Here is a 13,428-nt window from a genome sequence, read left to right on the forward strand (position 1 = left end):
GTTGTACATCATTAACCATGACTGTACAACCCGATTGCAACCAACACAATCAATAAAACTAGATTTACTATTACTATTCTTTAATAATTCTTACCTGAAACACCTGCTCCATCTCAGCTACTTGCAAGACATATACTCCATCTTGCAACCCTGACAGATTCACTTCTCCAGCAGACAATGCACCTGTTGTTAGGACTTTTCCCGACAAATCGAAAACAGAATATGGACTATTCATGTTTAATCCCTTGACAGTGAGACTACCTGTCGTTGGGTTTGGGTACACTTCCATTCCTAAATCTAAATCGTCTACCGTCAAGGTGACTTCTTCTACCTCTACGCCTGACCTTGCTATATCGATACTGCTATTAAATACCTGCAATACAATAGAGCTAACATGTCCTCCCTCATCTGGAAAGACTAACTCGACGGTATTATTCTCCTTTAACAACTCATGCGGGACAGGTATCTCCAACACACCAAAAAAAATGTCTCTAGTAGACTGATCATAGCCTCTCCAATCAACAGGTACAGGTACTATCTGATTATTGACCTTCAATGCAGGTCTCAAGCTCATCCCATGATCACGACCTATACCTACTCTTAGGACTGCTTCCCCATGTTCACCTACATCAACTCCAGGTATAGAAAAAGCTAAACTTTGCTGAGGTCTGATAGGGACGAGATAATTGGTGGCATAATATTTTTTTTCGTTGAGACTTTCACTCAGTGATATTTCATTTTTAAACTCATACTTCATGATCACTGTTGCCTGTTGCCCCAGGTCGAAAGCATCAATGGCAGCATCATACACCAGCGTGTCCAATTGTGGAATGTCTCCTATCTCATACAGATGCTGTGCTGTAATTTTAACTAATGGATTGTCTGATGTACCCTTGATTTTCAAATTCACTGTTTTTGCTTCTTCATTCAAATTACTGAGGATCACATAAGCCGTTTTTCCATCTACATAAGCATCAGCGATCATATCCATGTCATTGGACCAGCTATCTACCCGCTTTCCGTTAAGTTCTGCCCACATTTGGTAGTACATAAGCAGATCCGTATACACCCATCCGTCATGCGCTTTTTCTCCTTCCACTTCACCAATTTCACGCAGTAGTCTAGGTCCATAAGTATTGTACTCTGCACCTACAGGCTTGGCCCAGCTGGCCTTGAGTAACATAAATGGTATGGAGTTGATCAACTGGTCGGGACGCTCCATGAGCTGAACCATCATGGTGTTGAACGAACGAAGATTGTACCAGTCTTCTTTGGGGTCATAGCCTCCATCACATGTTTTGCATAGCCAACCGTATTCGGAAACCGAAAAGGGCTTGACCTCACCCAATCTAAGGTAACTATAGTGACTTATCATATCCATGATCGCTTCTATATTACTACCAGAGCGGTGCAGCTCCTGAGACATATCACCTGTGGTTTGGATAAAATCGTAGAGATGAAAAGAGAAAAAATCCATATCTGCTCCCGCTTCGTCTATGAATGTCTTCCAAGTTCCATTCCAGTGACCAAAATTATTGGATTCAAAAGCGGGATGAGCTGCTGAGTAGCCTCCAACCCAAAGGTTAGGATTGAGGGCTTTGATACGCTTAGCCACTACACTGTGGTATTTACTCATTTCTAGGTTGGTAGTTCCCAACTGCCCCGTCTTTACAAACGGTTCGTTGATCACTTCTACAAGTCCTGGTTTTGGACGACCCGTGGTACCACCTTCACCAAAATACTCCTTGAAATACTGCCCGTAAAATTCAGCTGTAGCATCAAACCCTTCATAGATCAATCCATCCTTGGTAGCCTGCCCATGAGGAAACATATGCTCTTGTCCCCCCACGACCATGTTCGCATAACGATTCTCAAACTGATGAACAAAAGTCTGCGACGAATAGTTACTCTTCTCATTCTGTCCTCTTATCTTCATATAGTCCACATCTGGCCAGCCCGCCTTGTTGGGGTTTTCTTTGGTATTGTTCCATTCCCAGACAATACCTCCATTGTTTCGACCAAAATACACATCATAATCCTCTAACAAGGATCGCTTTTGTTCATCACTTTCCCATTCATTGCCAGTCAAGTCATCGTGAATCGTGATAAACTTGGCACGATCAAAATCCGACACACCATTGACAACATGTTGGATGTGAAGATTCACATCTACAGTATCTTGACCTTGTACTATATTATACCCCAACATCAGGATAAATAGAAATAAGTGAAATTTCAGTTTCATAATCGATTCTTAACCTTTCTTTTTTTTAATCACACGAGCAGAAGTCTGCTCTAGGATAAACATAGATACAGATGACAGCAAATAACAAGGTAGGGATCACGCATATTGGGGGTAAACAATTCCCCCCCTCTATTGGGAACAGAAAGCCAACCCTATCGACTACTGGGCAGTCTTATAAACCCCAAAATTAACTCACCAGAGTTCGACTTACCGATAAGCTTGGCCGTAAAGTCCTCTACAGTTAATCCGTGTCTCATCCCATCAAAAGTCACAAGTAAACCTTCTTTCACCTTCTCGTATTTCAAGGCCTTTGCCCCTCGACCGTAGTTAACTTCTGATGAAGCACCAAACCGCAAGGAAGCAATATCGACGTACTCCATGGCTTCAAAACTTGACTCATCCCTTATCAATACTTTTATCTTTTTTGCGTCAAGGACATTTGGACTGATCAAATCTAATCGACAATGCGTACGTAAGGGGATGATCAGGTTCTTGGAATTGTGGAGATCATTACTAAGATCATCTGCCTTTGGTACATCAAGAGCCGCTAGTGATAAGTGAGTCGCTCGACCATATGAATCCTGAATCACATGGGGGCGCTCCAGTTTGTACCAATGGGTATCTGTACCGTCTACATACCTCGTCACTTCAGGGTCATAGGCTAGTCCTGGATCAAAAGTCCATCGAATACCGTCTGGCGACCGAAGGTAAATTGCACGCTTGTCAAGGAAAGCATTGATTAATAGATGAAATTGCACCTCGTCACGCCACATGACGGGATCTTCATAGTTAGAATGACGATAGCGCTCTGGAATACTTTCATTCTTTTGTATTACATCAGTCAGTACTTTGTATGGCCCCAATAGTCCTTCAGTACTCTTTATCATTCTACCAAATTTGGTCACAAAAAGCATACTACCATCCTCAAGCTGTACTCCTGATAAATTTCGCTCGACCTGATATCCTCTATCATCGTCCCAGTACGCTGTATCATAGTCGATTTGCATCACGCCCTCACGTTTCCAAGGGCCTGACATAGACTCAGAAGTAAACAAAGTGGGTTCCCAGTCAATCAAGGCATAGAGCAAATAGCTTCCATCATTGAGGCGAATAACATCGGCATTGTGCCCCAAACCTTCTTTGTACGCATACGCTACACCCTTCGTCGGTACATATGGTCCCTCGGGTTCATGAGACACACTATGTACCACCGTAGAATTAGGCCATTCCCAATGCCCTTTCAACCCATCTTCCGGCCAGCGTACCACTAACATGTGATACTTTCCATCTTGGTCTTTAATTGGATGCCCTCCCCAGTATGACCAATCTGGGTGCTCTATACCATTGTCGGGATCACGAGGCAGTACCTCATCTCCTCCCCAGAGATCTTCGCGCAGCTCAGTATGAATCGACATGGGTCGAATCAAATCAATAAAAGAAGCACCCTCCACCGCTTTGACTTGGGTAAGTACGGGTTCAGACCCACGACTTTTATTCCCGCTATAGTCATGAGCATAGACTACATAGCTAAGCTTTTGTCCTTTTGGCGGTCTTAGGTCTTCGTATTGATTTTGCAACACATGATCTGTAATACACTCCCAGTCGTTCTCACTTTGTGCTCTTCTCTCTATAGTGTAAAAATCAACATCAGCCTCGCTACTTCGATCCCATCGCAACTTCACCTCTGTATCAAAAGCCTCTGCAGTCAGTCCAAGTGGTGGGTTTGGAGAAACATCATCTATTTTACGGCTCTGTGCCAATGGAGAAGCCCCTGACTCTTGCTCCCCCATCTGTCGGGTCACAAGATAATCGTAGGTTCGTCCAGAGACGATATCATGATCTAAATATTGTCTCCCTTTCACTGTAGCTATTCTCTGATATTTGCTCTTTCGTCCACTATTTCTATATACATAAAACCTAGATTCAGTTGCTGCTAAAGCATCACTCCATCTCAACGAAATCCCTTCGAGAGCAGTAGCAGTCATCAACGATTCAGGTCCGGCATATGTGGGTGCGGTCACACATATATTGACATAGTGCAGATATACTTTAATATCCTGACCAGAATAAAATGTGACACGTACAAAAGGAAAACCCGCAGCGACATCTTCATCTGTTAATGTATAAATACCACTAAAGTGCTCTACATTTTTGTCTGACCCTACGAGTTCTACTTTATCAGAGAGTATTCTCTCATGTTCGCCAAAAACAAGGCTCACCGTCATCGTACCTTCACTCACGTACTCCAAATCTGCTCCAAATTGCCATTGCCAGATATCTCCCACCCTCATTTTTTGATACTTGGGATTATTATTCAATTGGCCTGATTCGGCTACCCCCACAGAGTTGCTGCTAAAAAGTGTACCATAATGAATACCCATAAGCTGCTCACCCTCTATGACTCTAGTCGTCCAAAATGGTGATTGTTTGGCTTGGCGCCAATAGCCTCTAACTGCATTAAAATCGCCATCATTGACATTGGAAAATGGAGGATTCTCCCCCATGAGCACGATCTGACTCACCGACAAATGAGATAGACAGATCAAACCAAGACAAACTAAAAATCGGAGCGTTAAATACTGCATTCTGTTAATTTAATCAGTCAACGTTAGCTTTTCTGTAAAGGAACCCGTCTCTAGATTCAAAGTAATCTCCTGCTCTCCAAGTGCTCTCACGAAAAGCATAGCACGTCCCTCATGGGTGGTAATCATCGGCAAATAATGGTTTGCTACATTTTTCTCCCAACCATTGTCTACAGCGACCAGCTCCGCACCAGCCAGCGCTATTTTAATCTGACTCTCCTCGTGACGCACCGGATTCCCTTCAGCATCATGTAGCTGTAGCGCCACAGGTATGATATCATCACCTTCGGCTGCACCGTATGCCACAGTAGCCATCACAGTACTAGCCTTTCCAGCTGATATTAGTTGATCTTCGGTCACTAACTGTCCTTCATTGTAGCCCTTTACCGTCAGTTGACCAGACTCATAGGGCAGTTTCCACTTGACGATGTTATCCTCTGCAAAATCACTTCGCAATTTTCTTCCAAGACTCTTTTCGTTGATTAGCAATTCGACTTCTTCACAGTTGCTATAAGCCTGCACGACGATTAATTCGCCTTCTTCATAGTTCCAGTAGGGATGTATATTCTGATACCATTCCCATCGACGAAGCTGGCTCCATACTGGCGGTGCAGTCATCTGCATATCGAATCGCCAGCCTAACTCAGGGTCATATGAAAATTCTGACTCTTCAGCCCGAGTTGTGACGGCATACACTTTGGGTTTTTCGACCCATAGACATTCGAAAAAGTGGCCTCTTGGCGTTTTAAATCCTGCATAATCAAAGAAGGAAATCTCCAGTCCTTTTCTTGGCCAAGGACCCGCTTCACCCATGTAGGCGAAACCTGTCCAGGCAAACATCCCAGCCACAAATGGCCTGCTCGCGACATTTTCCCATTCGGAATAAGCCCCCCAATTTTCCGACCCTATAATCTTCATCTCAGGGTAAGTTTCGTGCGCCGCATCATAGCACTCCGCCCGATAGTTAAACCCCAGTACGTCTACAGCATCTGCATACCCACTCGCTGCAGCGATAGACGGACGCACACTTCCACAGGTAACATACCGTGTGGTGTCCATCTCCTTGACCCACTCAGAAAGCATCCCTGCGATCAGAGCGAGAGAATCTACTCCTCCCGTCACCTCATCAAATGTTGCTTTTACTTTTTCAGGATCAAACTCTGGGGTTTGCCCATAGCCTGCATGATTAGGATTGATGACAGAAAAAGCTTTGGAATAATCTGGAAAAGTCCACTCAATCTCATTGCCTATACTCCACATAATAACTGATGGATGATTGAAATCTCTACGGATCAAATCTTTCAAATCGCGCTCGGCCCATTCCATAAAAACATCACTATATCCTTGGGCAATGTCTCCCTTCGCTTGGTTGTCACCTAGGTAAACTAGGCTCTTCCCTTTGGGCTGGTGCCACTCGTCGAAGAATTCATCCATCACCAGCATGCCCAACTCATCGCAGACCTCCATAAGTAGCGGAGAATGTGGGTTATGTGACATACGAATGGCGTTGACGCCTATTGACTTGAGTTGTGCTACCCGGTATTCCCAGATGGACTTAGGTACAGCAGCGCCAAAAGCACCTGCGTCATGGTGAATATTCACTCCTTTTATTTTAACGCTTTCTTCATTGAGAAAAAACCCTTGATCCGCATCAAAACGAATACTTCGAATCCCAAAGTTCTGGGTTTGCTGATCTACTTCTTGTCCTTGATGTTTGACATGTGCCACAGCTTGATAGAGCGCTGGCGTCTCTAGCCCCCAGCGCTGTGGGTTGACTACTTTCAAAACGGCACTATAGCCTACGCTGCTTTCGGTCATGTTTGTTGTCCCTATTAGAGCACCATCAGGACCGAGTATATCCAATACAACTTCTGTTTCGGGGCTTACTCCTACTATTTGCGCATTGACGCGCACCTCTGCCTCGCTCTCTGACACCTGTGGAGTCGTGATCTGTAGTCCCCATTGTGCCACATGCACAGGATGAGTACGTACTAGACTGACATCCCGATAGATACCTGACCCTGTATACCAGCGCGTATCGGCATACGCCGAGTGATCCACTTTGACCTGCAAGGTATTGGGCACATCATATCGTAAGTATGGCGTCAATTCATGTGCAAAAGAGCTGTAGCCATTGGGTCGTTTCCCGAGATACTCGCCATTGATCCATACTTCTGCATTGCAGTATACACCATCGAATACAACTGTCGTTTGACGACCGTCCTCTGGCACTTTGAAGGATTTGCGATACCAGCCTATGCCACCAGGTACAAAACCCGTACTCGCCGCAGTATTTTCTGGTTGATAGGACTGTCGAATACTCCAATCATGCGGCAATACCACCTCTGCCCATGATACATCCGAAGCACTAGGATCGTCCACCTCTCCGAGATGAAACTGCCAGTCCTCATTGAACAACCGCTGTTCTCGCTGTATGGTAGTATCTTGACACCCCACCAAACTCGAAAAAACAATTAGTAGAGCAAAGAAGCCTCTTATCCTCAATTTCATATCAATCCACATGTGCTGCTACGTCCCCCCCAATATTATTTTCAACATATCCTTCAAGCTTGATTTTAAACGCGTAGGCATAATTCCCTGGCCATTGCTTTGGTGCTGTGATGACCAGTCCTTTGTGGTTTCGTTTCCAACTCAACTTCTCATCACTACCCAGTAGTGACACTTCTAGGATTTGTGAATTAAGCACACCAATATCCGTACTCAGCGTTTTCATCACGATATCATTTTCTGTTTTGTCCATCACGATGGCATAAAACTCCTTGTCTGATTTTTTGGTATAGCGTATGTCTCGATCTGTATAGATGATTTCCAGTTTTTCGACTTTGTGTCCGCCTTCTGGCAAGCGAGTAGGTCCCTCCCCGAAGACCAGCCACGGCCGTGTACCGTAGATCGCTTCACCATTGGTCTCCAACCACTCTCCCATCTCGACGAGTAAATTCTCCATCACTTGAGGAATAGTCCCATCAGGATTTGGGGGAACATTGAGAAGCATCAATCCATTTTTTGACACAATATCGACTAGGATATCGACTAAGTCGTTGGGTGTCTTAAATTTAGCATTGGGTCTGTAAAACCATGCTCCTGGGGATGTATCTGTAAGCCAAGCCGGGTTCTTAGGCTGGTTGGGTCTACCACGCTCATAGTCTTTGATGGCCATGTCCTCACTAAAAGTACTCTCTTTGTAAGCCACACCTACTTCTTTGCCCCACTTCTCTGCTTGGTTGTAGTAGTATGACAAAAACTCATAGCGAGTCTCTTCGCTCATGTTTTCCAACCACCAATCAAACCATAGCAAGTCTGGCTGATAAGTATCGATATACTCTTTGAGCACCGCCCACCAGTTTTTGTAGAAGTCTGCATCTGGAGTATCCGACTCCAGCGAGTGAGGGTTGGTATAGAGATCGTAATCTTCTGGAGCTACTCCACCATAGGCATGTGCTGGCGCAAAATACTTCCATGTAAAAGCATGATGAAAAGAGGCCATAAATTTCATCCCCCGTGCTTCTATCTCTTTCTTGAGGTCTGCCGAGGGGTCAATCCCTCCATAGTTCATAGCGTTCCATCGGGTAGCCTTGCTGTCCCACATCGCGAAGTTGTCGTGATGCATGGCTACTGGTCCTGCGAATTTAGCTCCTGACTTCTGAAACAAATCTGCCCATACCTCAGCATCAAACCCCGACGGATCGAACTGCTCGATGAGGTATTTATAACCATACTCAGCTGGGTCACCATATTTCTCTTTGTGATGCACATGGTTGTTGGTAGGCTGACCGCTTTTTGTCGGTACTTTTTGCCCATCCTCATACATCTGTTTGCCATGCCATCCCCCGTACCACTTGTCGGGATCGATCCCTTCGAAAGCCGAAGATACGGGACCCCAGTGGGCATAAATCCCAAATTTGGCATCCAAAAACCACTCAGGTATCTGATAAGTAGACAGTGACTCGGTGGTCGGTTTGTATTTTTTCTTTTGAGCGACTATTGAACCCGTTATGCCTAGGGTCAACGCCAATATTATAACACTTTGCTTCATGGTGACTTTGTAAATTACTTAGATGGTCTATTGACCAGATTTCTCGAAAGAGAAAACAATGGTAGGTCAATAACACACAAGGGAGGGTAGGTATATGACATGTCACAACAGGGGGATATTATTGCCCTCCCATATTGCCAATCAAAATCTACCCTCCAGACCTATCCTAAGATCTTACCTCATTGGGATTCAACTAAGATCAGTCCTTACTTCTTTCGCTCCATGTGATCTTTTCTTCACACCTAAACACGCAAAGAGAGTACACGCCTCAGTAGAAATAGACGCTTGATTTGGTACCCTAGAACCAGTCAAGTACAGTCATGCCTTTTTTGAATCGCCTCCTATCTGACTATTGGGATTGTTCCCATAGCTAAACTGCTACACAGAGCAAGAGTGGCAATGTGGGTTTGAGATATTATTAACGAATCACCACTGAACCTTCCAGTACTTCATATTCTTGATCCAACTGATGAATGGCTACCTTGAGCTGTACCTTCACATCTCGTTCTTCGAATTTTCTAGCAAATGTGGTAACTGTACGTTTTTCGAAAGGCATCAGTACAGGAACTATCGCTTTGCTCAAAGACTTCCATTTGTCTTCAACTTTATAAAGGACTTCTAAACTAGCCTGACCTGATGAAACTTGCCCAAAATTTTGCACTTCCACAGCTACTTTGAGTTTGTTACCGTCCAGTGACAGTTCTGGGTATTGGGCTGAGAGTACTGGCTCGTAGTAATCCACCCATGGCAAACGGGCATAAGCAAATAGTAACTCCCCCTCCTTGTCTCTTCCCAGCAACTTGGCTGCAAAATGATCATCCGTCAAACCATGTGCATTTGCTTTGAAAGTCAGAATCAAATCCTGTCCACTTCGCTTACTGCGCACCACTCGACAACCTCCTCCTCTGTTCACCACTTCAGCAGCACCAAATCGTAGACTGTTCACATCCAAATCTTCGTGTGGATCGAACCCTTCTTCCGCTCTGATCAAGATACTGATTTGACGCGTTGCTTTCTCTATTTTGATTGTGTCCAAAATAGTCATCAAACGGCCAACTGTGAGGGGAATCCCAATATTCTTTGCGCTGTATTTATCATATCCAAGATCATGATGTTTGAGCGTATCTCCGACAGCAAAATTAGCCTGAATGGCCCTACCAAACTTATCTTGCAACACTTTAATCCGCTCAAACTTGTACCAGTCCACTAACGTCCCGTCTTCGTAGCGCGCAATACCCGGCTGGTAAGCTTCTCCCCCGTCCATTTTCCAACAAATGCCATCTTTAGAACGCATATAGTAAGCCACCCTTCCTAGCCAATCGTTGACGATGAGGTGATACTGGACATGATCCCTCCATATAACCGGATCTTCGTAGTTTCCATCATATGGAGGATAAATACTCGCTATACTGACCTGCTGATAAGGAGGCAATCCAGATTGACTAAACCACACACCTCCACCTCTACATACCATCAAAAAAGAACCATCCTCTCGACGTGCAAAAGTCAAGTTAGACATGTGATCCATTACTGGGCGCTGGCGCTGATCGTACTCAAAATCATGGTAATCCCAAGGACCATCCAAATCATCAGAGAGGTAGTAGCCAGCATGAACATAGAGCATATATCTACCATCTGCCAACTGTTGAATCTCTGGATTATATCCCTTACCAATACGATCTTTAACTTCAAATGGTCCCAAGCTGTGATCCGATAGCGCATGTACTACCTCTGCTTTGGGCCAAGCCATGTGTCCCTTGGGGTCACCCTCTGGCCATCGGCACACATAGAGATGGTAACGCCCTGCCTCGTCCATCATCATATTACCGCCCCAGTAGGAGTATTCATCATCCTCCAGCCCATTGTACACGGATCTAGGACGAACTGCGTCAGCTCCCCACGTATGAACCGTCAAAGGTCCTTGTAACGGGATAGGCCGAAACAAATCCATAAAACGTCCCCCTTCTACGAGTTGCTCCCAGCCTTCGGGTCGCTGACGACCTATGTCTTGGCCTACCACTGAAAACACTTGTAATATCGCACATACTAGCACTCCGACACTTCCTATCTGGACGACATATCTCTTAATAAACACTCTTTTCCTTCTAGCCATATCAATCTTTCTATTTCATCACATTGAAAAAAGGCTACCTGAAGTCTCGAATGGAGAGCGTATCTCCAACCTCATTTTGCCACTTCCTCAGCTCTTTAAGTAATTTCATTTCTGTCTTTCGGTACTTGTCCGACCCAATAAGATTCGTTGTTTCCCAAGGATCATTCTCTAAATCGTAGAGTTCACAATCCCCAGATTCAGGGTATATAATCATTTTTCTATCTTCAGATATAATCCCTCTTTGACTATCAAACATCGCCAAATAGATAGATTTTCGTGGTTTTTGTTTATGCTCAACCAAAGGTATCAAGCTTTGGAAAGCCACAGCATCAGGCTGATCTATACCTAGAATACTCAGCAGTGTAGGATAGATATCCTGTAGATAAACTCGCTCCGCATGCTGCTTACCAGGCGTCATACCGGGAGCCTTGATGATCAAAGGTGCAGTGACACTGGGTTCGTAGAGACATACCTTGCCTGCCACACCATTCTCGCCGAAGCTAATCCCGTGATCACTCATGAAGACAATGATGGTGTTCTCATACTCCCCACTGGCCTTGAGCGCATCTAAGATGTCGCCAATGCGATCGTCCATATGCGTGACCATCGCACTGTTTTGCTGTACACGGTTGCGCATGGTTTTCTTGCTCAGAGGAGCGTTGGTATAGTTGTACTCGATGTTGGGATTGAGGGGACCCTCGACCACACTAGGAGGCAAACCAATCTCATCGGTGGGATACATATCGTAGTATTTTTGCTCCGTTTGGCGAGGCACATGCGGTGCATTAAAAGCCACATACAGAAAATATGGTGCGTCATCCTGATAATTCTCAATAAACGAAACCGCTTCTCGGCCTGTCACATCTGTGATATGTCCCTCGGGACTGTTGTAGGTTTTGAGCTGTCCAGGCTGAATACTCCCCAGACTGTCAAACAACTGAGCAACGGGCTTGCCCCAGGCGTGCCACTTGCCAGTCATATAGGTGGAATAGCCCGCTTCTTTGAGTAGCTCAGGCATCGCTTTCGGGGCATTATCTTTGGTGATTTTTTGGGAGTCCCAGAGATATTTACCGTAGAAAAGCATCGTCCTGCTAGGGACACATACAGCAGGTGACCAACAGCCCATGTTGTAAGCTGAAGTAAACGACACGCCTGCATCCGCGATTCGGTCTATATTCGGCGTTTTCATCTCGGGATGTCCGAAAGCCCCCACGGCTTGATTGCTCTGATCATCCGATTCGATAAACAGAATATTGGGTTGGGCAAAGGACGAAACGACTGACGTAAAAGCAATCAAGAAAACAACAAGGCTTTTTTGCATGAGTATGAAGGGATTTGATACCTAACAAATGTATCTCTATCCAATTGATCTCATGGGAGGTAAAAAAACACCTATCACAGGGGGAAACAATTTACCCCTCACTAGTGCTGCCAAATATCCTTTCGGTATTGTCCGGGAGAACTTCCACTGATTTTTTTGAACAAACGCGAAAAGTAGGACATATTCGGAAGTCCCACGCGATGTGAAATTTCGATCAAAGAATAATTCGTGGTGGTAAGCAGCAATTGCGCACGATGAATGCGCTGCTGCTGGATATACTGTACAGGGCGCATACCATATATCTCGGTGTACACCTTGGAGTAGTAATCGACATTGAGATGTGCCTGATCTGCCAACGACTCGACCGTCAGTGTCTCTGTGAGATGCTGATCAATATACCGTGCCGTCTGGGCAACTAGTTCGTAGGTCTGATTCCCCTTGGTTGGCTCATGGTTTTCTTCCCTTACGAACCTAGAGAATAAAGTGAGTAAAATCCCTCTGGACTCCAGAATGGCAGAAGCTGTCAGTTTTTCGTTTTTCTGCAGAAAACTCATCAAGACAGGTTGGTTATCATACACGCTCGGATCATCATCGAGGTACGAACGGTTAGGGTTAAGCTCCAGATACCTCTTCATCAATTGCAGGTCTTGATCAGTTGCTTTCACTTCATAGTCAAATTTCTTGATTTGGTAAATGGACTGCCCCTCACCTACTTCCTCCAAAAAACTAATGTAGTATTGACTCATCGTATCTGCACAGCTGTAGCGACTGTAACTAAAGCTGGGAATAAGGTACATATAACCTGGCTTCAGCACCCACTCTCTGTCATGGTGATAGACCCGTCCTTCTCCACTTTCGGTATAGTACAACCGACTAAATGGGCTTATCACCTTATCATAATTCCAACGTGTATCGAGTTTGACATGACCTGCATTGAGCAATGAAAAGCGAAGTGTCTGTAAGGTTTTGTACATAAATGAATAAATAAAACACAATTATACAGCTATAAAACAAACTAATAAAAACAAAAAAATCTGAAATGTACATCTTTTACTCGGATTCATCCTAAAGTAGATTAAAACTAAAATCTACTTTTGATTTTACAAAAACCAT

At 44.7% G+C, this 13,428-nt stretch carries 7 protein-coding genes; all 7 read right to left on the minus strand.

Annotation, left to right across the window (positions count from 1 at the left end; all coding sequences use genetic code 11):
• Positions 1-73: 73 nt before the first annotated feature.
• Positions 74-2,245: a T9SS type A sorting domain-containing protein gene (locus BGP76_RS09215; protein ID WP_119844447.1), complete on the minus strand. Its 2,172-nt coding sequence runs from the start codon at positions 2,243-2,245 to the stop codon at positions 74-76.
• Positions 2,246-2,397: 152 nt separating this feature from the next.
• On the minus strand, positions 2,398-4,830 hold the full coding sequence (locus BGP76_RS09220; RefSeq protein WP_147407437.1) for a hypothetical protein: 2,433 nt from the start codon (positions 4,828-4,830) through the stop codon (positions 2,398-2,400).
• A gap of 9 nt (positions 4,831-4,839) precedes the next feature.
• A complete protein-coding gene (locus BGP76_RS09225; RefSeq protein ID WP_158584195.1) occupies positions 4,840-7,338 on the minus strand; it encodes a glycoside hydrolase family 2 TIM barrel-domain containing protein in 2,499 nt (832 codons plus the stop codon).
• A gap of 1 nt (position 7,339) precedes the next feature.
• Positions 7,340-8,881: an alpha-L-fucosidase gene (locus BGP76_RS09230; RefSeq protein ID WP_119844450.1), complete on the minus strand. Its 1,542-nt coding sequence runs from the start codon at positions 8,879-8,881 to the stop codon at positions 7,340-7,342.
• A gap of 418 nt (positions 8,882-9,299) precedes the next feature.
• Complete coding sequence (locus BGP76_RS09235; protein WP_119844451.1) at positions 9,300-10,994, minus strand: glycoside hydrolase family protein; 1,695 nt, start codon at positions 10,992-10,994, stop codon at positions 9,300-9,302.
• Positions 10,995-11,028: 34 nt separating this feature from the next.
• On the minus strand, positions 11,029-12,315 hold the full coding sequence (locus BGP76_RS09240; RefSeq protein ID WP_119844452.1) for a sulfatase-like hydrolase/transferase: 1,287 nt from the start codon (positions 12,313-12,315) through the stop codon (positions 11,029-11,031).
• A gap of 101 nt (positions 12,316-12,416) precedes the next feature.
• Positions 12,417-13,289 carry a helix-turn-helix transcriptional regulator gene (locus BGP76_RS09245; protein ID WP_119844453.1) on the minus strand — a complete coding sequence of 291 codons (873 nt, stop codon included), beginning with the start codon at positions 13,287-13,289 and terminating at the stop codon, positions 12,417-12,419.
• Between the last annotated feature and the right edge of the window lie 139 nt (positions 13,290-13,428).

Origin of the sequence: Reichenbachiella sp. MSK19-1 (assembly GCF_003590315.1) — a bacterium.
GTDB lineage: Bacteria > Bacteroidota > Bacteroidia > Cytophagales > Cyclobacteriaceae > Reichenbachiella > Reichenbachiella agariperforans.